Raw genomic sequence first — 26,197 nt, forward strand, 5'->3', positions numbered from 1 at the left:
CAATGACTTTATAAACTCGATGAAACCGCACAAAAAAACGTCTTCAAATACTCGGTCTCCGGGATGGCCGGATCGACCGGATGGTCCCCCCCCTGGCCGCCGCTGGCAAAAAAGACCAGATGGCGGTCGATGTGCCGTCCCGAAGAACGCAGCAATTCGTGAAGGTGGTCCCGGCCCAGATGAAAGGAACACGATGCCGAGACCAGTACGCCGTTTTTCGCCAGCACCTGCAAAGCCAGATGGTTCAGCCGCCGATAGGCTTCGTAACCCTGTTTGAAATCTTTCTTGCGCTTGATCAGCGCGGGAGGGTCCAGTACGACAAGATCGAACAGTTGGTTTTCCCGGCGCGCCCGTTTCAGAAATTCAAACACGTCCTCATGAACGAAACGCATGCTCGGCCCAACGCCGTTGAGTCCGGCATTCTCCTCCGCCAGTCCGAGGGCCGCTTCCGACCCGTCGACGCAGGTGACTTCGAGCGCTCCCGCCATCGCCGCCGGAACGCCCCAGGCGCCGGTATACGAGAACAGGTCCAGCACGCGCCGCCCTTGCGCAAGCCGGGCCACCCGCTTGCGGCTGTCGCGATGGTCGTAAAACCAGCCGGTTTTCTGGCCGCCCAGGACGTCGATTTTGAAGCGGGCGCCGTTTTCTTCGATGATCAGAGGCTCGGGCAGTCTGCCGTAAACGATTTCGGATTCCATGCCCAAACCCTCCAGTTGCCGATGTCCGGTATCGTTTTTCAGCACGACGGCCTCGGGATCGAACAATTCGGTCAGGGCGGAGACCAGGACGTCCTTGCGTTGTTCGATGCCGGCGGTGGTAATCTGCACCGAAAACACCGTCCCGAACCGGTCGATGACCACGCCCGGCAAGCCGTCGCTTTCACCGAAAACCAGACGGTAAAACGGTCGATCGAAGAGCTTTTCCCGCAGCGTCAAGGCCGTAGCCAGCCGTTCCTTGAAGAAATGAGTGCCGACCTTGAGATTGGCTTTTCTTGACAGCAATCTCGCGCAGATCAGGGCGTTGGGGTTGACGTAGGCGGTGCCGAGCGCTTTGCCGTCATGCCCGGTCAATTGGACGAGTTCGCCCGCGCGGAAACGGTCGAGCGGGGAACGCTGCGTGTCGACTTCGTTGCTGAACACCCACAAATGCCCAAGGCGCAAACGCTTGTCTTCGTTCTTTTTTAAAAAAATTTCGGGATAGGACATGGGTCAATAGGTCAATTCGAAATCGTAACCGCCGACTTTCGTTTGCGGAGCGGCGATGTTGAGGCTGATTTCCGCCGTCTTGTTCGCCGCCATCCATTTTTCCTCCGACGAACCGGCCAGATAATCCGGCGGAAGAAACACCCGGCGAGCCACGGGGTTTCCGGCAAAATCGAGCAAGGTCAGCTTCAGATTCGGATAATTCTGCCGGAACGCCGCCTGATTGCTGAACACGATCTTGAAAATATAATGGCCGTCGGGCAACGACTCGAACGACCGGTGCAATATCTCGAAATCGTCCAGATTGCGGTAGACCGGCAGCTTGCAGCTCAAGTGCCCGCACAGGGTTTCGGCCCAACCGCGAACAGACGGTTTTTGCAGCAGCGACGCCCCTTCGAAATAAAAAAACTGCCCCGTCAGCAGCAGCATCCCGAAAATCGCTCCGATCGTCCAGTAGCGGGAAACGGGCCGTTTGCCGGTCTCCCAAGGCAACGGCTCGTTAGGAATGTGCAAGTCCGCGCCGGCGGCCTTCTCATCGCCTTCGCTGATGAACGGCAAGGCATCGAACAGGCAGGCGCACTGTTCGCAGCGCACCATGCCCCGATTATCGCGCAGTTGCGCTACGGTCACCGCGAGCGGTTGCCGGCATTCGGGGCAGCGCGTGATCATCGGGCTCGGCTTCGGGTGCCCGCCAGTAAGATCCAGTCTTCCTGCTGCACCGGCGCCTGGAAGCGCACGGCGTTCCGGTAGGCGTCAACGACCGACGCGGACTGCTCCTTGAGGATGCCGGACAGAATCAACTGCCCTCCCGGCGCGAGCAAGGCGCAAATCCTGTCGCTCAACTCGCACAACGGCTTGGCCAGAATATTGGCCAGGACGACGTCGGCCTGAAGCGCCGGCAATTGTTCCGGCAAAAAACAGTGGATCTTATCCTGCACGTTGTTCTTGACGGCATTGCTTTCGGTGGCGGTCAGGGCCTGGGGATCGATGTCCACCGCGTAAGCCGACCGGGCGCCCAGGAGGATGCCGGCGACCGCCAGAATGCCCGAACCGCAGCCGTAATCGATCAGGGTTTTACCGGTCAGGTCGTGGCCGGCCAGCCATTCGAGGCACAAAGCCGTGGTCGGATGGGTGCCGGTGCCGAAAGCAAGGCCGGGGTCGAGAGTCAGGCACACGGTGCCGGGCTCGGCCTGCTCCTGGCCGGTAGGGCAGACCCAGAGCCTTTCGGCAAATTTCATCGGATGGTAATGCTCCATCCAGGCCCGCTCCCATGGCTGATCCTCAATCCGCTCATGGCGCCATTCGCGCAGGAGCTCCGGCCGGTATTTCGCGCGTGCCGCGGCAGCGATCAGATCGGGCTCGGCATCGATTTCGAACAGCGCAATCACTTCCGTATGGCTCCAGATGACCGTTTCTCCGATGCCGGGCTCGTACACCGGCTCGTCCTCGGCATCCATGTAGGTAACCGACACCGCACCCAGATCGCTGAGCAGGTCGGCCAGCGCGGGCGCGGTGTCTTTATCGGTAATGACGGAAATTTGATGCCAGGTCATAAGATGAATTTTCAGAGGGTGCCAGTACAGGGTGAGGACGTCACCCTGTTTGCAAAAAGCCTCAGCTCAGGCCGAGTTTCTTTTCCAGGTAATGGATGTTCTGGCCTCCGGCCGCGAACGCGCTGTCGTTCATGATGTCATGCTGCAGCGGAATATTGGTTTTGATGCCGTCGATGATGATTTCGCTTAACGCCGTGTTCATTCGGGCAATCGCACTGGCGCGATTCTCGCCGTGCGCGATCAGCTTGCCGATCATCGAGTCGTAATAAGGCGGCACCTTGTACCCATTGTAAATATGCGTTTCGCAGCGGATGCCCGGCCCGCCCGGCATATGGAACTGCTCGATCGTGCCGGGACACGGCATGAACGTCTTCGGATCTTCGGCGTTCAGGCGGCATTCGATCGCATGGCCGCGCATGACGACCTGGTCCTGGGTGATCGACAAAGGCTCGCCGGCGGCAATCCTAAGTTGTTCCTTGACGATGTCGAAACCGGTGACCATCTCGGTGACCGGATGTTCGACCTGGACGCGGGTGTTCATTTCGATAAAGTAGAATTCCCCGTTTTCATAAAGAAATTCGAAGGTACCCGCGCCCAGATAGCCGATGTCGAGACAGGCTTTCGCGCAACGCTCGCCCATGAGCTTGCGCTGCTCTTCGGTGATACCCGGAGCCGGCGCTTCTTCCACCACTTTCTGATGGCGGCGCTGCATCGAGCAGTCGCGCTCGCCCAGATGGATGGCGTTGCCGTGCGCATCGGCCATCACCTGAAATTCGATATGGCGCGGATTTTCCAGAAACTTTTCCATATAGACCGTGGCGTTGCCGAAAGCGCTACCGGCTTCGGCCTTGGTCATCTCGATCGCGCTCAGCAAAGCCGCTTCGGTATGGACCGTGCGCATGCCCCGGCCGCCGCCGCCGCCAGCCGCCTTGATGATCACCGGATAACCGATTTCCGCGGCCAGCTTCAGGTTTTTTTCCGGATTGTCGCTCAATGGGTCGCCATTGCCCGGCACGCAGGGAATACCTGCCGCCTGCATGGCTTTTTTGGCGGAAATTTTATCGCCCATCATACGGATGGTGTCGGCATTCGGACCGATGAAAACGAAACCGCTCTGTTTCACTTTTTCGGAAAAATCGGCATTTTCCGACAAAAAGCCGTAGCCCGGATGGATGGCCTCGGCGTCGGTGACTTCCGCCGCGCTAATGATGGCAGGAATGTTCAGATAGCTGTCGGCCGACGGCGCCGGTCCGATGCAGACCGATTCATCGGCCAGGCGCACATGTTTCAGATTGCGGTCCGCCTCCGAATGCACGGCCACGACCTTGACGCCCAACTCGCGGCAGGCCCGTAAAATACGTAAAGCAATTTCGCCCCGATTGGCGATCACGATCTTGTCAAACATGAATCCCTCGCCCGGTTAGTTTATTCAATGATGAACAAGGGTTGGCCGTATTCGACCGGCTGGCCGTTTTCGACCATAATTTTGGTCACGATGCCGCTTTTGTCCGCCTCGATCTGATTGAGGATCTTCATCGCTTCGATGATGCACAAGGTATCGCCGACCTGAACTTTTTGACCGACGTCGGTGAACACTTTGGCGCCGGGTGAGGCGGACCGGTAAAACGTTCCCACCATCGGCGACTTGACCACGTGACCGCTAATCTTCTCCTCGGCCGGGGTCGCGGCAGACGGCGCGGCCATCGGCGCGGCCGACGGGGCGGGCGCCGGCGCCGAAGCATAGACGACGGGCGCCGCGGCGCTTGAATAACGGCTGATACGGATGGCTTCTTCTCCTTCCTTAATCTCCAACTCGGCAATGTCCGATTCTTCGATGATCTCTATGAGTTTTTTTATTTTTCTAATATCCATGGGTTATGGTCTCTCGGCTAATATCTGATGAGCGGCCTGTAAGGCCAGTTCGTATCCCGTTGCACCTAATCCGCAAATAACGCCTTTGGCGATATCCGAAAAATAGGAATGTTTTCTAAAAGGTTCGCGCGCATGCACGTTCGATAAATGAACCTCGATAAAAGGAATTTTTGTCGCCAGCAAGGCGTCGCGAACGGCGACGCTGGTATGGGTGAAAGCCGCCGGATTGATGATGATGAAGTCGGCCCGGTCGTGATAAGCCTGATGGATCAACTCGACGATTTCGTGCTCTGCGTTGTTTTGATGGAAATGAAGGCAGTGATTCAGCTCCCCGGCCATTTTTTCCAGGGATTGCCTGATGTCTGTCAGCGTCTTGTTACCGTAGTGGCCAGGTTCGCGGATACCCAATAAATTCAAATTCGGTCCATTCAATACGATAATCGTCGCCATTCGCTTTTTTAAAAACCCTTCTAATGATGCAATTTTAGGGCGGTAATTTTGCCTAAATTGAAAAGTATTGTCCAGATATTCTATTTTTCTTGCCAGATCGCGGAAGAAGTCCGGCGTTTAGGAGCAGTTTCTGCCCGATAGGCCGCCCGTGGGGAGTACCGAAGCTCCCCTTCCGCACGGCCGGGCGCGCGCGTTTTCTGCGCCGATCAAGACAATCCGGACAAAAAAGAAGCATCGATCCGGCAGCCGCCCACTTCGGGACGATCCAGAACGTCCTGCGCGAAATCCCGGTAAGTGGGAAGCTGGAAGGCAATACGGGTAATTTTGCCGCCGACAAACTCGAACTCCATCGCGCCGCCTTTGTCCCTGGGGCTCCCGGCTTGGGTGGTAAACAACAGAATGCCGACATTGCCGGCCGGGTTGTCGCTCGACTGTCTCGGGACGGGGCGGGCGCAACTCAGTTCGTCGATCATCAAGCCCGATAACGCCTGAGCCAACTGGCGCGCGTTTACGATCAGCCCTTCTCCCGGAATTTCGGTCACCGCCGCCGGGACTGCCGGGGGTTTGGCCGCTTCGGGCACGTCTTTGACCGCCTCAGAAACCGCCGTTTTTTCCTCGGAAGCGGCCCCGTTCGCAGCGCCTTCCTGTGCCGGAGCCGGAATTGGAGTCGGCGGATTCAACAGTTTTTCCAGGCCGAAGTTCCCCAGATGATTCTGCAGCAATACGGTGCCGTCGCCCTTTTGGGCCGTCGTCAGGAGAGGATACAACTGCCGCTCCATTTCGGTGACGTTGGTGTTTTTCAACACGGCCAGCCATTGCCTTTCAATCGACTTGAGCGGCGTCAGCCATTGTTCCCTTTTCTCGCTCGATTGGCCGAGCTGATCCCAATCCGCCGCCGTATTGATCGGCAAGGCCATCGCCTTCATCACGACATAATCGTCTTCCGTCAGGCAATTGCCGAAATCCCTGCTGCGAAAGGACTTGATGATTTTCTGGGAAAGCTCTTCGTTCAGGGCTTTCTGGCGGCCGATATTGAAGTTTTTCCAGTCGGGGCTCTTCGCAAGAAAATAATAAAGCAGCGCGTTGCGGTCGAACTTGTTGAAACCCAAATCCTTCATGACCCTCTTTAAGTTCCGGCACTGGCTTTCGACTTCGGCGTATTGGCTCCAGTCCGGTTTTAAATTGGGCCTCGACGTCTGCTTCGATTGCTCGATCAACTGTTGCAGGGAAATGTCGCCCGTTGCCGATTTGATCGGCGCATCGAGCAGCTCTTCCAGCGACAGATCGCGCGCGTCGGGCGTGCCGTCGCTCGACGTTTTCAGCAGCAGCGTGGCGGTCGTCTCCGGGTAAATCTTTAATTCGCCGATCTGTTGGGTCTCGGGACCTGAAATGCCGAGGCCTCCTTCGACGACTTCATACACGTTGAAGACGGCCTGTTTCAGTGTTCCGGCCGATCCGGCATAGGACGCCAGCGCCGACAGGGAATGGGACTCCGAACTGCGTCTGGCGGCCGGCGGCTCGGCCGGCACGGGCTGTGCCTTTTGGCTGCTTTCGACCCAATGGCCGGCCATCTGGCCCATCATCGCCACGCCCATGCCGGCGCCGGTCAGCGCCAGCAAACCGCCGGCGGCATTGACGTCACCCACCAGAGCCGAGACGTCCAGATCGCTGTGGGCATTGGTATAAAAACTGTAATCGACCTGGGTCTGTCTTCCCGTATCCAGACGAATCCACGGAGTCAGATACAGTTTTTTGGCATCGAAGGTGAAGTTGCATTTTCCTGCCGCGGCCTGATACAGAAAACCGGCCGCCTCCCCCTGGAACTTCAGGCTGTCGTTCCGGACGTTATAGATTAAGGCTGCCGAGGAGTCCTTTTTTTCATAGGAAGGCGCTCTTTCGTTACAGCCGCTTTTTAATATGTCGTCGCCCCGATAATCGAATTCGGAAATGAGACGGACATAATAATCATCGCCATCGATGCTTTTGAAGCCGGGCAGGGGTTGAAACGGCTGCGGCTTGTATTCGGGGTGATCGATGGCAAGCTGCCGGCTGCCCGCGCAACCGCTGAGCAAAAGGCCCGACAATAAAAAGAAAGGAAAAGCGGAAATAGAACGAAACAACATGATTAACCTGAAGGGTACTTGAAGCAAACGGCGCTAAAGCCGGAAAAACCGTCATCGAGCGCTGCCGAGAAATGTAATCCGCCTATTTTAACGGTTATTTGCCAAAGGGTGCGACTAAGTTTTGACAAGCTTTTTCTCACGGCGAGCAAAAATCGATCCGGCCGAGACCTCGCTAAAACAGCGCCAGGGCCTCCAGGCATTTTTGCCGGTGCCGCTCGCCGCAATCGGGCCCCAGATGCAGTCCGGGCAACGACAAGCCATAGGCGATACCGGCCTCGTCGGCATCGATGACCCAGCGGCACAACCGGCTCAAGCGCTGTTCGACGTCCTGCCCCGGCGCTTCTTCATATTTCAGCCAGATTTGCGCCGGGCTTTCGACGCCGTACTGTTTGCTCAGCAGCCCCTGACCTTTGGCGAATGCTTTCCAGTGAATGCGCCGTCCGGAATCCCCGGCCTGATATTCCCGGAAGCCGTAGAAATCTTCGTCGCCTTTTGGTCCCGCTCCTTGCTGATCAGGGCCGTCCGATGCCGCTTCGGGAAATGGCAGCCGCAGCGCCGAAGGCTTCGGATACACCAGCGCCTTCATGTCAAACCGGATATGCGCCCACGAGCGGAAAAGTCCCAGGGGGTACGTGCTGGAAATCGTGATCGTACCGGCTTCATGCCAGCCCCGGGTGTGCGTCGGCAAAGGAACGGCGACGCGCGTTTTACTGTTCGGTTGAATCATCAGCGGTTCGGGCCTCTGCTTGCCGACCACCAGATTCGGACGCTCCGTCGAGGCCGGGTTGGTGACATAGAGGCTAAAATTGAGCGGCTCTCCGGCGAAAACAGGCCGGGCGGAGCCTTTCTCCAGGATCAGGCCGGCCAGCGAATGGTAGCAATGCAAGATGCTGATAAAAAAAATACTGGCCAGCCAAAAGGTCAACAAATAGACCAGATTGTTGTTATAAACGAACGCCACCAAAAGCAGTATGAACAATAAAAACGCAAATCCCGCCCCCCGGACAGTCGGAAAAATAAAGATGACCCGGTGATCCAGCGTGACGGGGGCCTCGCCGGCAGGCTCGACCAGAAAAAACCGGCTCTTCCGGAAAAAGCTCTTGAACGAAGAAAGAGTCAAAGGACCGGCACTTTAGCGAGAATGGGAGCGACCGCCGCTTCGGCGTTGCCGCCGCCCGAACGGATCCGGTGGCCCGCGACGGCCGCCAGAACGGCTTGCAGGTCTTCCGGAATCACGGCATTGCGCCCGTCCATGAAGGCCCAGGCTCTGGCCGCCCTCAGCAGAGCCAGTCCGCCCCGCGGCGAAAGGCCGGCCGGGCAGTCGGGGGATTCGCGGGTATAACGGATGATCGCCTGGCAATAATCCAGCAAAGCCTCGGAAGCATGGACCTGGGTCACCGCTTCCTGCATCCGTCCCAGCAGCTCCGGCGCCAGCGCCACCGTCAGGGAATCGATCAAATGCTGCCGGTTTTGACCGGTCAGCAACCGCCTTTCCGCTTCGGGATCGGGATAGCCCAATTCGATCCGCATCAGGAAGCGGTCCAATTGCGATTCGGGCAAAGGAAACGTACCGATCTGATGTGACGGATTCTGGGTGGCGATCACGAAAAAAGGCCGCGGCAGCGGATAGGTCTTGCCTTCGATGGTCACCTGGCGCTCTTCCATCGCTTCCAGCAGCGCGCTTTGCGCTTTGGGCGTCGACCGGTTGATCTCGTCGGCCAGAATCATCTGATTAAAAATAGGCCCCGGATGGAAAGTAAATTGATGCTGCTTGGGGTCGAATACGGAAGAGCCCAGAATATCGGCCGGCAACAAATCGCTGGTAAACTGGATTCGTTGGTAATCCAGCCCCAGAAGCCGCGCCAGCGTGTGCGCCAGCGTGGTTTTGCCGACGCCCGGAATGTCTTCGATCAGCAGATGGCCCCGCGCCAGAAGACAGCACAAGGCAAGGCGGATTTGACGCTGTTTGCCGAGTATGACCCGGTTGGCCGAGTCCAATAGACGGTTTATTGCATTTTGCATAGGGAATGATAGGATGCCTAACTTACAGGGAGCACGATTAAGGGAATGTTCGCTCCAATTATAGAGCAAGCTTAGGGAACCGGTGCACCTCAAACCATGACCGGAGCAGGTACGATTGTGAAAGAATATGAAGAGATACGCGGCAACTTGATTGAAATGCTGGAAGACCTGAATGACCGCCTGGCCCGCATCACCGACGACGTGAAGCATGCCGACGAGCCGCTGGCGAAAGATTCCGAAGAAAAGGCGACGCAAACGGAAAACGACGAAGTTCTGGACTACTTAGGAAACGCCACCCGCACCGAAATCGAAAAGATCAAGCTGGCGATCGCCCGGATCGATCGCGGCGATTACGGAATCTGCCTGAGCTGCGGCGAACCGATCGCGAAAGAACGCCTGAAAGCCCTGCCCTACTCCAATCTGTGCATCAAATGCGCCACTCAATCCGGATGCTGACAGGCGGCGCATCCGGCCGCTGTTGCCTGAAGACAAGTCATCGGCGAGATGACCATCGGTAAAAACCTGGACTTTATCCGACGACTTCGAAAATTCGTTCGGGTAAATCCGGCATCGACAGGCCGTGTCGATCCTGACCGGATCGGCTGACAAGGGCGCCTGGGAAGCGTTACCCTATCCTTATTATCATGCATTCATGTAAGTCACCCAGCTTGGTCAATTCAGTTCTCTCTTACTTTGATTTTTCGCTTGCGGTCGAATCAAGTTAAGCGTATATAAAGCCCTGGATACTATTTGTTAGTTGTTTAGGCTGTCATTCTGGCAGCGGGATCCTTCACATCCTTGTGCAAGGTTTGATCAACCCACGGGAGGCAACTGAAAATGAAAACTAAAAATCCATTCACGCTCAATCTGTCGGTTTACGCAATCACTGTCATTATAAGTTTTTTTGTCATGATGAAGCCGTTGACCGCGAATGCCGAAAAGCTCGATTTTAACGGCGACGGCAAATCGGACGTATTCTGGCGAAATTCCTTGACCGGAGAGACCTCGGCGTGGCTAATCGATGGGAAGAACGTCCAATACACGCAGTACGGTACCGTGCCAGACTCATCCGGCTGGGAAATCTGGGGTGCTGGCGACTTCAACGGCGATGGCAACACAGACGTATTCTGGTATAACTACAATACCGGAGCGACTTCGGCGTGGCTAATCGATGGAGGACAGGTCATCCAATACACGCAATACGGTACCGTGCCAGACTCATCCGGCTGGTATATCGTAGGTTTCGGCGACTTCAACGGCGATGGCAACACAGACGTATTCTGGTATAATCTCTATACCGGAGCGACCTCGGCATGGCTAATCGATGGGGGACAAGTCATCCAATACACGGAGTACGAAGCTGTGTCCGATGACTGGTCGATCAAAGGTTTTGGCGACTTCAACGGCGATGGCAACACCGACGTATTCTGGTATAACTACAAAACCGGAGCGACTTCGGCGTGGCTAATCGATGGAGGACAGGTCATCCAATACACGCAATACGGTACCGTGCCAGACTCATCCTTCTGGGAAATCTGGGGTGTGGGCGACTTCAACGGCGATGGCAACACCGACGTATTCTGGTATAACTACAATACCGGAGCGACTTCGGCGTGGCTAATCGATGGAGGACAGGTCATCCAATATACGGAGTACGGTACCGTGCCAGACTCATCCGGCTGGCGTATCGCAGGTTTCGGCGATTTCAACGGCGATGGCAACACAGACGTATTCTGGTATAATCTCAATACCGGAAAGACCTCGGCGTGGCTGATCGATGGGGAGAATGTCCAATACAAGGAGTACGGCCCCACATCACAGGGATCCGACTGGCCTGACTGGATAATCGCAGATTTTGGCGACTTCAACGGCGATGGCACCACAGACGTATTCTGGTTTAATACCTATAATGGGCAGACCTTAGCGTGGCAATTCAGAAAGGGGCTGATCAGCCGATACTCCTTGGTAAAATACAGCACCGCGCTTCCCTCGTCTGGATGGTATCCTGTATCGTTCTTCGTTTATTATTATTTATTATGAAGAATAACGGGGGCTAGCCTGTCCATGCCAATAGGCCAAAAAATTCTCACCCGTCACCTATCAGGCTTAGAGGACGGGCTGACGGCGAAAGCCCATCGCATCGATAGGATGGGCTTCGCTCCTCGGCCCATCCTATCGTGTTGACATTCAGAGTTTTGCGTATTTAATCGCCCTGTCCGCCCATCGCTTCCGCCAGCCTCCGCACCTTGTTTTGGATGATACGGGTATTCTCCGGCCCCAGACGCAGCATCTGTTTATGCACCGGATTCAGGGCTTCGAGGGCTGGATCGGCAAATTTATACAGTACCGACGGCCGGACCACGGCGATGCGTTCGGTAATGATCGGTGCCGAGATCATCTCCGCTGCCGCTTTTCTGAAAAGATCCTCCAACTGGTAACCTTCGGGATAGCCGAATTCGGCATAAATCTCCAGCAACAGCGGCCGGACCTTTTTGTAAAGCGCCAGGGCGGCCTGCTCGTCCACGGCCGCGATCGCCGCCGCCAGCGCATCGTAGCGATGATAGCCGGCCGGCGCGATAAACAGGCCGTCCGCATCCTGGGCAACGGCGAACGGCTGGGCCGGTTTGAGAAAGCGCATGTGTTTTTCCAGCCGGGATCCCTGAGAAAAATCGTTGACAATCCGCAGGAATTTTCTCAGCATCTGCGGAGTATCAAACCAGGGAAGCAGCGAGGGGGACAATTTGAGCAGTTCCTCGCGAACGAAGCCGTCGCTGTCGTCGAGCGCCGGCAGGGCGGCTTCTTCCTGTTCCGAATCGGCCGGAACGTTTTCGGGAACGGGTTCCGGCCCTCCTTCGGCCATGTCCGGAACATCGGACTCAGGCGGCAGCGGCAGGCTTTGGGTTTCATGTTCCATCGGACGAACGGTCTGCTTTCCATTAAAATTCAGACTAAAATAAATCCATCCGGCGACCAGCAGGATCAAGAATACGATGATCATGAGCGCCGGCAGTCCGCGCGACTTCTTTTTTCCAACCGGATGATAGCGGCCGGAATTGAATTGAGTCTGACGATAACGCCTCATGTTTAAAGACCTTCTCCGGAGGTTGGGTTACAATAACCGAAATTGTTTTCGAGCCACCTGATTTTTAGCCTTGTACAATCAATATTTCCATTTTACAGAACTGCCGTTTTCCATAGCGCCCGATCCGCACTTCATGTACATGAGCGCCCGCCATCAGGAAGGACTGGCGCACCTGCTCTACGGGATCACGGTCGGCGGCGGCTTTGTCGCGTTAACGGGCGAAGTCGGTACCGGTAAGACCACCCTGTGCCACTGTTTGTTGCAGGAGTTGCCTCAAAATATCGATATCGCCTTGATATTGAATCCCAAGATGAACGCCATCGAATTGCTGGCGACCATTTGCGACGAACTGGCCATCGCTTACGACCAAAGCCGGACCTCGCTAAAAACGCTGGTCGACGCTCTGAACCAGCATCTTCTGGCCGCGCACGCCGGCGGCAGACGCACCGTTTTGCTGATCGACGAAGCGCAGAATTTGAGCATGGAAGTATTGGAACAGATTCGCTTGCTGACCAACCTCGAAACCACGAAAGCCAAATTGCTGCAAATCATCCTGGTGGGCCAGCCCGAACTGAAAACGCTGCTGAAACGCAAGGAATTGCGCCAGTTGAACCAGAGAATTACGGCCCGCTATCATTTGCTGCCGCTCACCCTGACGGAAACCCGGGCCTACATTCGCCATCGGCTTCAGGTTTGCAACGGCAGCCCCGATCTCTTCAAGGACAGCGCCATCCGCAAAATCTATCGGTTGTCTTCGGGCATTCCCAGAATCATCAACATTCTGTGCGATCGCGCCTTGCTCGGCGCTTACGCCAACGATACCCCGGTCATTACCCCCGGCATCGTGGAAGTGGCCGCTCGCGAAACCCTGCCGCAGGACAACCGTACCAGAACACGGACGGTTGCATTGCTCGCATCGTTATTGCTGGGCGGACTGGTCTTCGGAGTCTACCACTACAAAGACGCCCTGAAGCATCTGGCGACGTCGAAATCGAGCCTCGTCGCCATCGCAAAATCGCCGCAAAAAGCGATGCCATCGTCTCCGGCCGTGCCTGTGAAAGCGGCCGTCAAGGCGGTTCCCGTAGTTCCCAAACCTGCGCCGCCTCCGGTCAAATTCGACGCCTGGCTGACCAACCCGGAACTGACGCTGAATGCGGCCATGAAAAACGCGCTTAAACTGCTGGGGCAGACGTCTCCGGCGCCGGTTCCGCTCGATTGCGAATCGCTCGCGGCCATCGGTTTCAACTGCCTGATCGGCCGAGCCAACTGGAAGGACTTGCTGACGATCAACCGTCCCGTCATTCTGGAGTTTCCCATCGATGCCGAGACGAAGCGCCACGCCTTGCTCGCCGGCATTCGCGACGGCCAACCGGTCATCCATCACGACAAGGATCTGAATTTTCCGCTGGCGGATCTGCTCAGCTACTGGAACGGTTATTATCTGATCCTCTGGCAGTCGCCGATTCCGGACATGAAGATGATCTATCTGGGACAAACCTCCGACAACGTGCTCTGGCTTCGCCAGCAACTGGCCGCTTTCGACGGTCTCAACCCGCCGGTCAAACAACCCCGCTTTTTCGACAGGGGGTTGATCAGCCGGATAAGAAACTTTCAGCGCGCCCATCATTTGTACGAAGATGGCAAAGTGGGACTGCAAACCATCTTCTATCTGGATAACCAATCGGACTCCAAATCCATACCCCGTTTAATTACCAGCCATTAACGCCATGTCCTATATTCTTAACGCCTTACGCAAATCGGAGCAGGAACGCCAGGCCAGGCAGCCTGAAACGGCTACCGAACGGATCCTTCTGCCGCAGCGCAAGCCAAAGCGCAAAACCGCGCTCTGGATTGCCGCCATTCTGTTAAGTAATTTGCTGATAATCAGCGGTTTTGTCTGGCTTAGCTCCCGCAAAACCGCGTCCACGCCGGCCGCTCCCAAGGCACCGGCCACCGCTCGAGAGGAAACGACCGCCCGCACGCCGCCTCAGCCTTCGGCAGCTCATCCGGGCAAACCTTCCGCGCCGCCGGCCCCGGCGAAAGAGCCGGCCTCGGCTTCCATCGCGGAACAGGCGGCGGTCAATCTGCCGCCGAAGAATCCGTTGCCTTCGAAAGCGGGCAATGCCAGAAAAACCATTGCCGCCCGCTCGCCGGAAGCGGCTAAAGCCGGAAATAACGGCTTCATGACCCGGCCGGACCCGATCAAGCCGGCGGCAAAACAAACCCCTCCTCCAGCGAATCCCGGCGCGAACGAAGCAACCGCAGCGGCACCGGCCGAACCTCAACGAATTCCGTTCCTGGAGGAGCTGCCGTACGACGTCCGCCAGTCGATTCCGAAAATGACGGTGAACGTTTTCGTCTATTCTCCAAACGTTACCGAAAGCTTTGTCGTCATCAACATGGAGAAATATAAAACCGGCCAGTTCACCAGAGATTCGGTGGAACTCAAGGAAATCCGGGCCGACAGCCTGATCGCCCGTTACCATGACCAAATTTTCCGGCTCGGACGCCCCGGACCGCAGCGAAGCGAGTGATTGACGGATAAGGAAAAAACCGAAACCGAATCGGTACGGACTCGTCCGGCAACCGGTCCGGTGCCGCCTTCCCCATGATTGCCGTTTCTTGCCCGCCTCCGAGCCATCGCAAACTCGGCCTCAGGCCCTAAGTTTGACCGAAACGACAATATCCTCACTCTTTGTATCCATTTAACCCAAAATTATTTACACTACACCCATCATAAGCGGCTACTTCCGGCAATGCGGTAATGACTCTCAAACCTCTTCTATGCTTTTTCCTGGCGGGCTCGCTGATGCCCGCCATTCTGGCTGCCGAAGAGAAGACCGTGTACGACATGGAAATAGAGGACTTGATGAACGTCACCGTCACTTCGGCCGCTAAAAAAGCTCAGCCGTTGTCCGACGTCAGCGCCGCCATTTTCGTCATCAGCAACGAAGACATCAAGCGCTCGGGCGCCACCAATCTGCCCGACGCCTTGCGCATGGCGCCCGGCATCGACGTGGCGCGCATCGATTCCAATAAATGGGCGGTCAGCTCTCGGGGGTTCAACGGACGCTTCGCCAATAAATTATTGGTGCTGATCGACGGACGCAGCATTTATACCCAATCGTTTTCCGGCGTGTACTGGGAAAACCAGGACGTCCTGATGGAGGACGTCGACCGCATCGAAGTCATCCGAGGTCCCGGCGCCGCCCTCTGGGGCGCCAATGCGGTCAACGGCGTCATCAACATCATCACCAAACATTCCGCCGACACCCAGGGCCGGTTGGCGACGGCCGGCGGCGGTACCCAGGAGTTAGGCTTCGGCTCCTTCCGCTACGGCGCCCGGCTCGGCGACGACACGACCGGCAGGGCTTACGTGAAAGGTTTTAAACGGAACGAATTCCATCGTCCGTCCGGCACCGACGCCGGCGACGGCTGGGACAAGGTACAGGGAGGGTTCCGGGTCGACTCGCTGTGGACGGACCGGGACGAGGCCACTTTTCAAGGCGATCTCTACCAGGGAAACATCAATCAGGAACTGGAGCTGGCCTCCCTGCAAAGCCCCGATTTTATCGAACGCTTCGACGACACCAGCGAAACTTACGGCGGCAATGTTTTAGGCCGCGTTCATCATGCCTTTGCCGGCGGCTCCGACGCCACGGTACAACTCTACTACGACGTTTATCATCGGACCGAAGGATTCGACAAGGAAACGCGCTACACGATCGATTTCGATTTTTTGCATCACTTTTACCTGAACGACCGGCACGAGATCACTTGGGGGCTGGGTTACCGTTACACCCGTTCGCAGAATAACTTGATCCGTTCCGATATTTTCTACGTCGATCCGGTCAGTCGAGGCGATCCTCTTTACAGCGCCTTTCTACAAGACGAAATACCGTTGTTCAAGGATTCGGTGCGGTTCAATGCCGGCTCCAAATTCGAATTCAATAATTACACGGGCTTTGAAATTCAACCCACCGCCCGACTATTGTGGGCGCCTCATCGCCAACACCGCCTCTGGGCGGCCGTCTCCAGAGCCGTCAGAACGCCTTCCGCGATCGACAGCGACTTGCAGCTTTTTGCCGAGATTCTGCCGCCGGCTTCGGCCGGCAATCCTACGCCGTTGCCCGTTGCGGTCACCGTTTACGGCAACAAAAAAGGCAAAGCCGAAGTTCTGCTGGCATACGAGATGGGCTATCGATTCACCTTTTCGAATCTTTTTTCGATGGACGCAGCGCTCTTCTATAACGACTACGAGCGGCTTCGGTCGTTCGAAGCGGGCATGCCGGTACTGAACGGCTCCGTGCTGGAACAGCCGATCCTGGCCAATAATAAAAGCAAGGGCCAGACCTACGGCTTTGAAACCTCGGTCTCCTGGACCATGACCGATTGGTGGCGTTGGGATTTGAGCTACAGCTTCATTAAAACCCATCTGAAAACCAATGATTTGTTCACGGAAGCCGTTGCTCCCCAGCAAAAGGTTTCGCTCCGCAGCTCTCTTACGCCGTGGCAAACGGTCAACTTGGATTTGTGGCTGCGCTATTGCGACAGCAGCACGGCGTTCACCATTCGAGGCCCGGTCAATATCGACAGCTATGTAACGCTCGACCTTAGGCTCGGCTGGACTCCCGTCAAAAACATAGAGTTTTCGGTCACCGGACAGAATCTCCTGGAGCGCAGTCATCTGGAGTCGGTCGGCGAAACGTTCGTCGGCGCTACGGAAGTGCCGCGCGGAGTCTACGGAAAAATCGAATGGAAATTCTAACGTCATGCCGGCCCGGCGGTTCCGGCTCCATGCCATCCTGCCGTATGGAATGACGGCCGCCATGCTATGGACTCCAAGGTCAGGCAAAGACCGCGCTCCATCGGGCGGAAAAAGGCATTTCCTCGGCCCATTGCATTTTCTGCTGTTTCTTGTCTTTATTCTGATGATTTCCGCTGCTTCCGAATCCGTGGAAATCATGGAAGAATACGACGTCAAGACGGCTCTGACTTTAAATCTCGCCGTTTTGACCGAATGGCCGGAGGGAACTTTTGCCAGGTCCGACTCACCCGTCAACCTCTGCGTTATCGGCAATACGATCGTCCAGGAAGCCTTTAGTCGAATTTCCGACAAAAAGGTGGGAAGCCGGGGGCTTATCGTTTCGGACGTGACCCGCTCCAGAAATTTTGATCAGTGCCATATCCTGTTCCATGGCACTCAGGATAGAATCCGGTTATCTCAGGTCTATGACGCCACGGTGGGAAAGCCTATTTTGACGATCGACGACGTCGAGCATCTGTCGACCTTCAAAAGCATCGTCAATCTGCAAAAAGGCGACGACAAGATGGAACTGTACATCAACCTGAACCTGGCCGAACGGGCCGGATTAAAAATCAGCTCGCGCGTTTTAAAGTTGGCCCATATCGTTCCATAGACGCCCAAACGGATAGATATTTATGTTCAATCTCCGCAATATCTCGATCCGCACCAAGCTTGGCCTGATCCTGTCGATAACGGCCATCCTGGCGATGTTTCTGATCACCGCCGCAATGGTCGGCTTTCAATACTACAGCAGCCGGCACGCCGTCGAAGAAGAAATGTCTACCCTGGCCAGCGTGCTGGCCAGGGATGCCGCCGTGGCTCTGGCCTTCAACGACCGCAAGACGGCCGACGAATCCCTGGCCGTATTGGGTTCCCGATCCGACATCGTAGCCGCTCATATTTATACGAAAGACGCCAGGGTGTTTGCCGAATTCGTATCCGCTTCGGCACGCGACGTCCGTAATGAACAAAGCCTCCAGGGCTTTCCCGGAAATACCGGCGTATTACCGGCAAAACCCGGCTTTTCGAAATTTTTACGGACCGGCCGGTTAACCGACCTGTTTTCGAAAGAGCCTCGGGAAGCCGACCAGTCCGGCGGCTTTTTTCGATACGACGAGAAAGGCTTGCTGCATCTTAGCTATCCGGTCACGTTGAACAACCAGAATCTGGGCACGTTGCACCTGATCAACAACCTTTCGAAGCTGAGGGAAAACTTGAACAGTTATTACCTCATCGTCGCTTTCATCCTCGGCGCCACTCTTTCGGTGATTCTGCTGCTTTCGACGAAGCTTCAGAAAATATTCTCTTCGCCCTTGCTGAAGTTGATGCAGGTGATGAACGAGGTCACCGTCAAAAAAGACTACGCCAGCCGGGTACAGGATTCCGGAAAAGACGAGTTCGGACAACTGGCCCAAGTCTTCAACAGCATGATTTCCGAAATCGACCGGCGCGACAATCAACTGGCCGAACACAGGCTCCAACTGGAAAAACAGGTGATGGAGCGGACCGCCGAACTGCGGGATAAAAATCGCCAGCTCGAAAAAACCACGGCCGAAGCCTTGATCGCAAAAGAAGGCGCGGAAGCGGCCAATAAAGCCAAGAGTGAATTTCTTGCTACGATGAGCCATGAAATTCGCACGCCGATGAACGGAGTGCTGGGCATGATGGAACTGTTGCTGGACACTCGCCTCGACTCGCGCCAGCAAAAGCTGGCGGCCACGGCCTTTCGGTCCGCCGAGTCGTTGCTCGGGATCATCAACAATATTCTGGATTTTTCCAAGATCGAGGCGGGCAAGCTCGAATTGACCGACTACAGCTTCGATTTGCGCCAATTGCTCGAGGAAACGGTCGAAATGTTCTCCCTCAGAGCCCATCACAAGGGACTGGAATTAATCCTGGATCTACCCTATGAACTTCATCCGGTCAAAACCGACGGCGAACGGCTGCGTCAAGTCCTGGTCAATTTGCTGGACAATGCCGTTAAATTTACCGAGCAGGGGGAAATCAAGCTCAAAGTCACCCGGCTTGCTCCACCCGCCCCGGACGCCTCCGTGCCTCTTCTTTTCGAAGTCGTCGATACCGGCCCCGGCATCGCGCCCGCTCTGCAACATCGTATTTTTGAAAGTTTTACCCAGGCCGACGGCTCGATCACTCGTCACTACGGAGGCACCGGCCTGGGCCTGACCATTTCCCGGCAACTGGTCGAGCTCATGGGCGGCACGCTGGAATTGAAAAGCAGGCTCGGTCAGGGCTGTTGCTTTCATTTTACCTTGTGCCCGGAGCAGAATGCACAAGCTTCCCTTGCCCCGGCCGAGCTGACCGGCATGAAACATTTGTCGGCACTGATCGTAGACGATAGCGCCGGCAGCCGGGCGGTTTTGCACAAGCTGCTGACTCATTGGGGATTGACTTGCCGCGCCGCCGAAAACGGAGAAAAGGCGTTGGAAAGCCTGATCCAGGCCGCCCGTAAGCAACAGCCTTTCGATCTCGTGCTGGCCGACTGGCAAATGCCCGGAATGAGTGGAGTCGATCTGGCCCGTGCGATTGCCGACGATCCCAGGATACCGCCGTTGTCCACCGTTCTGTTGAGCCCGGACAATATCCTGATGGAAGCCAGGGAATATCAGGCGCATTTTCACTGCATCGATTATTTCCTGAGCAAACCGGTCTGCCAAAACAAGCTGTGGCACTGTTTGTCCGAACTGACCGGCGGTTCCGCCGTCGAACCCGAATCCCGGGAAAAAACGTTACCGGCGCCGTCCGCCAAAGGACTGACCGGCACCATTTTACTAGCGGAAGACAATCTCATTAACCAGGAAGTCGGCGCCGGCATTCTCAACGCACTGGGCTACCGGGCCGACGTGGTCAACAACGGCCAGGAAGCCATCGCTGCCTGCTCGTCGAAGCAGTACGATCTGATCTTGATGGATTGCCACATGCCGGGCATGGACGGCATGGAAGCGGCCCTCCGGATCCGTCAGACGGAACAGGCCGTTGCCGGAAAATCCCGGATACCGATCATCGCCTTGACCGCCGACGTCCAGAAAGGCATCGCCGAACAATGCCTCGCCGCCGGCATGGACGACTATCTCAGCAAACCGTTCAACAAACACCAACTCCATGACATGGTGACCAAATGGCTGTCGAAGTCGCGTCCTCAGCTCTCGGCTCAGCCCGGCAAAGCACCTCCGCCGGCCGAACCGTCCGACGGCATGGACACGCCCCTGTTAAACCAGGCCGCTCTCGACCAGTTGCATTCATTAACCAGCGCCACCGGCGAAAACCTGCTGAGCAAAACGATCGCTTTGTTCAAGCAATCGGCCCCCGATGAACTCGCCCGCCTGCGACATGCCGTCGCCACCGGAGACTCCGCCGCGCTGGCCGCGCTGGCTCATCATTTCAAGTCTTCCTGCGCCAATCTCGGCGCGCAATCTTTGGCCGCTCATGCCCATGCCCTCGAACTTCTCGGCAAACAAGGCCGGACGGACGGCGCCGACGCCTTCATCACGGCCATGGAATCGGTCTTGCCCGGATGCCTGGCGGCACTGGAATCAAGAATGGTCCAATCCGATACCGTGACGTTCAACGAACTTGCCGGCGCGGGTCTACTCAAAAGCCGCATCCTGCTGGTCGATGACGACGCCGACTTTCGTTATATCTCCGCGGACGTGATTCGCTCCGCCGGCTTTATTGTCGATGAAGCCGGCAACTGCCGCGAAGCTCTGGAAAAAATCCGGGAGCACAGCCCCGATCTGGTACTCCTGGACGCCGTGATGCCCGCTCCGGACGGCTTCGAAACCTGCCTGTTATTAAGGCGCAATCCGGCGATGGCCGACGTGCCCGTCATCATGATCACCGGACTCAGCGACGTCGATTCGATCAACAAAGCGTTCGAAGTCGGCGCCACCGATTTTATCGTCAAGCCGCTCAACTACCGCATTCTGATCCGCCGCCTCTCGTTTATCCTGAGGGCCGGGCAAAACACCGCCGAGTTAAGAAAAAGCAAGCTCAAACTGGCGGAAGCGCAACGGATCGCCCGGCTCGGCTATTGGGTATGGGATAAAAAGCTCCAGCGCTTTCAAATCTCGGAGCATCTGGCCGAGTTGTGCGGCATCACGCCCGAAGATTTCGACGGAACCCTCGACGGTTTCATGAAGTTGATTCATCCGGATGACCGGTATCTGGTCAAAAACGTCATCAATGCCGCCGGCCACAGCAAGACCGTACAGCACGCCGAATTTCGCCTGGCGCAACCCGAAGGACTGCTTGTTCATCAGGAAATCGAGGTGCCCGAAGACGATCAGGCCGCCATCATTACCGGCACGGTTCAGGATATCACCCATAAAGCCACGATCGAGAAACAGGTTCATCGCCTGGCCTACTACGACACGCTGACCGGCCTCGCCAGCCGGGCCTATTACGAAGAACGCATCGACGGCTTCATCAAAGCCGCTGCCCGGAGGCAGGAACAGTTCGCCTTCATGTTTCTGGATCTCGACGACTTCAAGACCGTCAACGACCGCTTCGGCCATCGTACCGGCGATCATTTTCTGGAAGCCGCCGCCCAGCGCCTGAAAGCCGTGGTGCGCGACATCGACTTCATCGCCAGACTGGGCGGAGACGAATTCTGCATCATCATGGACAATATTCTGGACCAGGATTCGGTTTCCGAAGTCGCGGAACGCTGTTTATCGAAAGTCAATCAGCCGCTGATGGTCGACGGCCATCCGTTGAGTCCGAAAGTCAGCATCGGGATCGCGATTTATCCGAAAGACGGCAATAATGAAGCCGATCTGATGAAAGCCGCCGATGCCGCAATGTATACGGCCAAACAAGCCGGCAAGCAACGCTATTGCTTTTACGACGCGGACATGGCCCGGCACGTCAATCAGCGTCTGGAAAAGGAGCGCCTGCTCCGCGAAGCGCTCGAAAAAGGCCAGTTCAGCCTTTGCTATCAGCCGCAAATAGAACTTGAACTCCATCGAATGATCGGGGTAGAGGCGTTGATCCGCTGGCATCATCCGGAAGCGGGTCTCGTGTATCCGGCCGATTTTATCGCTCTCGCCGAACAAATGGGACTGACGGTCGATTTGGGCCACTGGGTACTGGAAACCGCCTGCCGGCAATGGCTGCAATGGCGCCAAGCCGGCCTGCCCCCGGTCAAGATGGCGGTGAATATTTCGCCTTATCATTGCCTGAATGCCGCGCTGCCGGATCAGGTTCGGGAAATTCTGCAACAAACCGGCATGCCGCCCGGCTGTCTGGAGCTTGAAGTGGCCGAAAACACCATGCTCAGCCCGGCCAACATCGAAAACTTCAAAGCGCTTCGATCGCTCGGCGTGAAAATAACCATCGACGATTTCGGCACCGGTTATTCACAGTTGTCTTCATTGAAACATCTGCCCCTGGATGGCTTGAAAATCGATAAAGCCTTTGTCGACGAGCTGGTGCATGACCGGCAAACTTCGTTATTGCTCGGCACCGTCGTCGACCTGGCCAATGCTCTGGGCTACCAACTGACCGCGGGCGGCGTGGCAACCCGGGAGCAGGCATCGGCTTTGCATGGCTTGGGTTTTCGCCTCTTTCAGGGCCACTTCTTCAGTCGACCGGTACCGGCAAACGATGTTCCGGGCTTGGCGCACGTCGAATTCAGGATTTGAAAAAATCCGGTTTTTCCGTTCCGGAAGAGGCCGGAGTCCGGTGGCACCGTAACCTGTCGTACCGTAAAGCATTTCCTGCCATGCGCCCTTCAAAACAGCACAAACGGCCATGCTGCGTCTGCACCGATCCTGTGCAGTCTTTCTTACGCCCGTTATCGATGACTTTCAGCCATCGATAACGGGCGGGCCGTCAGTTGGTTATGTCTGCTCCAGAGGCTCCAGCTCGCGAACGCCGATCTTCTTGTAAAAAAACCAGTTTTTGACGTGCAGATGTTTTCGGATCGGTGTTTTGATGACCGACACGCAGAGCGCGATCGAAAACAGGCACCAGACCGCCGCGTATTCGTTGGGGTCCGAGGTGGTGATGTCGGAAATCCACGGTCCGATCAGGTAGTGAAAGCCGACAAAACGCCAGGAGCCGTATATCGCCGGCAGGTAAAAGGATACCAGGATATAGGTGAACGCATGAAGTCCCCAATCGAAGCCGAACAGCCAGCTCTGGGGGCCGGACATCAGGCCGTTCAGCGGCATCTGCCAGGCGATGTGCCAGTCGCCCGAAACCGAGCAAACGGTCGGGCCGCAGAAGCCTTCGACGCCGACGATGCAGGAGCCGGCCCAAGCGAAAGGGTACATCTTGACCAGCATGGTAATCGAGCCGATCGCGCAGATGGCGTAAACGGTCGTGCGGATTTTGAGTTTGACGCCTTCCGGAATAAAGTACATGGCGACCATATTGACGAAAAACGGCTGAAACGCAACGTGCAGATAACCGAATAAGGTCAGAATCTGATTTTTCGGATTACCGCACAAATCGATGTAGACATAGGTCGCAGCCTGCAATAATTCCATCAGCGCGAAATAAGTCAACGGAATCCACAGTTCTCTGGATTCCCCCTTGGCCGCGACGTAAGCCGCGGTGCTGAGCCCGGCAGCAGCTAGAACGCCGGACGCTTCTCCACTCCAACACATAATACTGAACCTTACTTTTTATAATAGTTATTAAATAAGCTGTATAGCCTCCTCAATTCGCTGACGCGCCGATGTGGTAAAAATCCTGCAATTTCATGCTCGCAAACACGTTAAGAAATGCAGGAATCCGGAAATTCCGGAGAATTTTTGCAAAAAATCAGCGCGGTCAACGAGGGAGTTATTTTATTACAGAGAATGAAGTAGAAAAAGCGGTGATGCGGCAACAGCCAGAGGTTCTTGCCGCGTGGGAAAAGAGAAGCGATTCAGGCGGGCCATGCGTCTCGGTCGATGTAAACATCAGCCGGATTGTTCGGCGCAATCGAAGCCACCGGCAACTCCAGACCCTGCCGCCACTGCCTTACCGCATCCTGTTTGCTTTTGCCGGTAATCAGAAAGATTAATTCATGGGTATCACTCAAGGCTCCGGCGCTGATCGAAACTCTTTCCGGCGGCGGTTTCGGCGAGTTGTATACGGCGTGCGCGAGTTCGTTCCGGGGATGGACATGCCCCGGAAATAAACTGGCGGTATGGCCGTCTTCGCCCATGCCGAGCAGAACCATGTCAAACGGCAGCGCTTCGGCAACGGTTTGCCGATAGCGTTCGGCCGCCGTTTCGGGACCCAGCTCGGCAGAAATGGTAAAAATTTGCGCAGCGGGTATGGCGACCTCGGCCAGAAAAGCCTGCGTCGCCATGACGCTGTTTCTGTCGGCGTGACCCTCCGGCAGACAGCGTTCGTCGCCGTAATAAATATGCCATTTCGACCAGTCCGTCTCGGCCTTCGCCAGCAAGCGGTAGACTTTTTCCGGCGTGCTGCCGCCGGCCAATACCAGCTTGAACCGCCCTCGCTCGGCCAGGGCCCGTGCGGCGGCGGCCAGTATCTGGCGACAGGCGGCTTCGGCCACCTGGTCGGCGGTTTCCATTAAATGCCAGCGGCTGTTGGGTTGCATCTATTGACACTCCGGAGTCAGGGTGCTGCGCCAGGATTGGCTTTCTTTATCGAATAAACGGCTGTCTTCCGGCCCCCAGGAGCCGGCGGAATAGGTGGCGATGTAATCGCGTTCGATGGCCCAGGTCTGCAAAATGGGATCGACGATGCGCCAGGCGTATTCCACTTCGTCAAAGCGGAGGAACAAGGACCGGTCGCCTTTGAGTACTTCCAGCAATAAATCTTCATAGGCGTCGATCGCTTTTTCGTCGCTATTCCGGAAACTGGCATCCAGGCTGGTGGTACGCGTGCTCATCTCCAGTCCGGGCTCTTTTACCGTCATTTCGACGCGGATGCATTCCTGCGGCTGAATGCCCAAGAGCACCCAGTTGGGGTTCATGCACTGGACATTGGTGTCCCGGAAAAATTGCAGCGGCGGATGCCGGAAACAGATGGAAATGCTCGACTGCGCTTTGGCCAGCCGTTTGCCGGTACGCAAATAAAACGGCACGCCGCGCCAGCGCCAGTTGTCGATGTACAATTTCATTGAGGCATAGGTTTCGGTGACGCTGTCCGGCGGAATGTGCTCTTCCTGGAGGTAGCCGTCGACTTTTTCGCCCTTGATCGTTCCTCTGGCGTATTGGCCACGGAAGGCATGCGCATGCACCGCTTCTTTGGGAATCGGCCGGATCGATTTCAAAACCTTCACTTTCTCGTCGCGCAAGGCTTCGGCGCCCATCGAAACCGGCGGCTCCATCGCGACCAGAGTCAACAATTGCAGCAGATGGCTTTGCAGCATGTCTCTCAGGGCGCCGGCGCTGTTGTAGTATTCGCCGCGGCTGTCGATACCGATGTCCTCGGAATGGGTAATCTGGATATGGTCGATGTAATTGCGGTTCCAGAGCGGTTCCAGCATCACGTTGGCGAAGCGGAACACCAGCACGTTCTGCACCATGCCTTTGCCCAGATAATGGTCGATGCGGTAGATCTGTTCCTCGTTCAGATAATGGCTGATGCGTTTTTGCAGCGCCTGAGCGCTGTCGAGATCGTAGCCGAACGGCTTTTCGATGATCACTCGGCGCCAGCCGTATTCTTCGTCGAACAGGTCGTGCTTGCTGAGCGATTCCATGACCGTACCGAAATCGGACGGGCTGATCGAAAGATAAAAAGCGATATTCTTCGAAAAATGGTTTTGTCCGGTCAGGACGTCGGCCAGTTCCCGGTAGCATTCCTCCTGTTCCAGATCGCCCCGGTGATAATACATGCGTTCGCAAAAACGCTGAAAAACGGTTTCGTCGACGGCTTCCCGAGTTTTCGCCTGGATCATTTCCTTGACCTGGGCCAGCCAGGTCGCCTGATCCCAGGGACGGCGGCCGATGGCTATGATGCGGGTGCCGTCGGGAAGATGCCGGGCGGCATCGAGATGGTACAGCGCCGGCATCAGTTTGGTCCGGGAAAGATTCCCGGTGGCGCCAAAGATCACATAGGCACAAGGTTCTGCTTTCATATCCGGGAATCGCTCAATAATTGGA

The 26,197-nt window shown here is 56.3% G+C and carries 20 protein-coding genes; 7 read left to right on the plus strand and 13 right to left on the minus strand.

Annotated elements, in window-relative coordinates; genetic code table 11:
* Nucleotides 1-8: 8 nt before the first annotated feature.
* The 9 genes from A3OW_RS0114690 to A3OW_RS0114730 all read right to left on the minus strand — a co-directional run bounded on the left by A3OW_RS0114690 (nt 9) and on the right by A3OW_RS0114730 (nt 9,222).
* On the minus strand, nt 9-1,205 hold the full coding sequence (locus tag A3OW_RS0114690; protein ID WP_020564206.1) for a class I SAM-dependent rRNA methyltransferase: 1,197 nt from the start codon (nt 1,203-1,205) through the stop codon (nt 9-11).
* 3 nt (nt 1,206-1,208) lie between these two features.
* Nucleotides 1,209-1,871 carry a zinc-ribbon and DUF3426 domain-containing protein gene (locus tag A3OW_RS0114695; protein ID WP_020564207.1) on the minus strand — a complete coding sequence of 221 codons (663 nt, stop codon included), beginning with the start codon at nt 1,869-1,871 and terminating at the stop codon, nt 1,209-1,211.
* Nucleotides 1,868-2,755: a 50S ribosomal protein L11 methyltransferase gene (gene prmA / locus A3OW_RS0114700; protein ID WP_020564208.1), complete on the minus strand. Its 888-nt coding sequence runs from the start codon at nt 2,753-2,755 to the stop codon at nt 1,868-1,870. The genes A3OW_RS0114695 and prmA overlap by 4 nt, the downstream gene beginning before the upstream one ends.
* 61 nt (nt 2,756-2,816) lie before the next feature.
* On the minus strand, nt 2,817-4,160 hold the full coding sequence (gene accC / locus A3OW_RS0114705; protein ID WP_020564209.1) for an acetyl-CoA carboxylase biotin carboxylase subunit: 1,344 nt from the start codon (nt 4,158-4,160) through the stop codon (nt 2,817-2,819).
* A 20-nt stretch (nt 4,161-4,180) separates the two neighbouring features.
* Nucleotides 4,181-4,627 (minus strand): acetyl-CoA carboxylase biotin carboxyl carrier protein, encoded by a 447-nt coding sequence (gene accB, locus A3OW_RS0114710; RefSeq protein WP_020564210.1) that lies wholly within the window; start codon nt 4,625-4,627, stop codon nt 4,181-4,183.
* A 3-nt stretch (nt 4,628-4,630) separates the two neighbouring features.
* Complete coding sequence (gene aroQ / locus A3OW_RS0114715; protein WP_020564211.1) at nt 4,631-5,077, minus strand: type II 3-dehydroquinate dehydratase; 447 nt, start codon at nt 5,075-5,077, stop codon at nt 4,631-4,633.
* 206 nt (nt 5,078-5,283) lie between these two features.
* Nucleotides 5,284-7,200 (minus strand): hypothetical protein, encoded by a 1,917-nt coding sequence (locus A3OW_RS0114720; protein ID WP_020564212.1) that lies wholly within the window; start codon nt 7,198-7,200, stop codon nt 5,284-5,286.
* 172 nt (nt 7,201-7,372) lie between these two features.
* Nucleotides 7,373-8,320 carry a DUF58 domain-containing protein gene (locus A3OW_RS0114725; protein ID WP_020564213.1) on the minus strand — a complete coding sequence of 316 codons (948 nt, stop codon included), beginning with the start codon at nt 8,318-8,320 and terminating at the stop codon, nt 7,373-7,375.
* On the minus strand, nt 8,317-9,222 hold the full coding sequence (locus tag A3OW_RS0114730) for an AAA family ATPase (protein ID WP_020564214.1): 906 nt from the start codon (nt 9,220-9,222) through the stop codon (nt 8,317-8,319). Before A3OW_RS0114730 ends, A3OW_RS0114725 begins: the two co-directional genes overlap by 4 nt.
* A gap of 117 nt (nt 9,223-9,339) precedes the next feature.
* Between A3OW_RS0114730 and A3OW_RS0114735 the strand changes: the two genes are divergently transcribed.
* Together A3OW_RS0114735 and A3OW_RS25120 are read left to right on the plus strand one after the other, a co-directional pair.
* Nucleotides 9,340-9,678: a TraR/DksA family transcriptional regulator gene (locus tag A3OW_RS0114735; protein ID WP_026223624.1), complete on the plus strand. Its 339-nt coding sequence runs from the start codon at nt 9,340-9,342 to the stop codon at nt 9,676-9,678.
* Between the two features lie 381 nt (nt 9,679-10,059).
* A complete protein-coding gene (locus A3OW_RS25120) occupies nt 10,060-11,262 on the plus strand; it encodes an FG-GAP repeat domain-containing protein (RefSeq protein ID WP_020564216.1) in 1,203 nt (400 codons plus the stop codon).
* Nucleotides 11,263-11,425: 163 nt separating this feature from the next.
* On the opposite strand, the gene A3OW_RS0114745 is transcribed toward A3OW_RS25120, so the two are convergent.
* Complete coding sequence (locus tag A3OW_RS0114745; protein ID WP_020564217.1) at nt 11,426-12,304, minus strand: DUF3014 domain-containing protein; 879 nt, start codon at nt 12,302-12,304, stop codon at nt 11,426-11,428.
* Between the two features lie 70 nt (nt 12,305-12,374).
* Between A3OW_RS0114745 and A3OW_RS0114750 the strand changes: the two genes are divergently transcribed.
* The 5 genes from A3OW_RS0114750 to A3OW_RS0114770 all read left to right on the plus strand — a co-directional run bounded on the left by A3OW_RS0114750 (nt 12,375) and on the right by A3OW_RS0114770 (nt 22,771).
* Nucleotides 12,375-14,027: an ExeA family protein gene (locus tag A3OW_RS0114750; RefSeq protein WP_020564218.1), complete on the plus strand. Its 1,653-nt coding sequence runs from the start codon at nt 12,375-12,377 to the stop codon at nt 14,025-14,027.
* 4 nt (nt 14,028-14,031) lie between these two features.
* Nucleotides 14,032-14,838: a general secretion pathway protein GspB gene (locus A3OW_RS0114755; RefSeq protein WP_020564219.1), complete on the plus strand. Its 807-nt coding sequence runs from the start codon at nt 14,032-14,034 to the stop codon at nt 14,836-14,838.
* Nucleotides 14,839-15,068: 230 nt separating this feature from the next.
* Nucleotides 15,069-17,072 carry a TonB-dependent receptor plug domain-containing protein gene (locus A3OW_RS0114760; protein WP_020564220.1) on the plus strand — a complete coding sequence of 668 codons (2,004 nt, stop codon included), beginning with the start codon at nt 15,069-15,071 and terminating at the stop codon, nt 17,070-17,072.
* A gap of 130 nt (nt 17,073-17,202) precedes the next feature.
* Nucleotides 17,203-17,724, plus strand: coding sequence for a YfiR family protein (locus tag A3OW_RS0114765; protein WP_157385909.1), 522 nt, complete (start codon nt 17,203-17,205; stop codon nt 17,722-17,724).
* A 22-nt stretch (nt 17,725-17,746) separates the two neighbouring features.
* A complete protein-coding gene (locus A3OW_RS0114770) occupies nt 17,747-22,771 on the plus strand; it encodes a response regulator (RefSeq protein WP_020564222.1) in 5,025 nt (1,674 codons plus the stop codon).
* 198 nt (nt 22,772-22,969) lie between these two features.
* On the opposite strand, the gene A3OW_RS0114775 is transcribed toward A3OW_RS0114770, so the two are convergent.
* From A3OW_RS0114775 to zwf, 3 genes are all read right to left on the minus strand, one after another.
* On the minus strand, nt 22,970-23,740 hold the full coding sequence (locus tag A3OW_RS0114775) for a DUF5765 domain-containing protein (protein ID WP_020564223.1): 771 nt from the start codon (nt 23,738-23,740) through the stop codon (nt 22,970-22,972).
* A gap of 263 nt (nt 23,741-24,003) precedes the next feature.
* Nucleotides 24,004-24,687, minus strand: a complete 684-nt coding sequence (gene pgl, locus A3OW_RS0114785) for a 6-phosphogluconolactonase (protein WP_020564224.1) — start codon at nt 24,685-24,687, stop codon at nt 24,004-24,006.
* Nucleotides 24,688-26,172 carry a glucose-6-phosphate dehydrogenase gene (zwf, locus tag A3OW_RS0114790; RefSeq protein ID WP_020564225.1) on the minus strand — a complete coding sequence of 495 codons (1,485 nt, stop codon included), beginning with the start codon at nt 26,170-26,172 and terminating at the stop codon, nt 24,688-24,690.
* Between the last annotated feature and the right edge of the window lie 25 nt (nt 26,173-26,197).

It is taken from the genome of Methylosarcina fibrata AML-C10 (genome assembly GCF_000372865.1).
Lineage (GTDB): Bacteria > Pseudomonadota > Gammaproteobacteria > Methylococcales > Methylomonadaceae > Methylosarcina > Methylosarcina fibrata.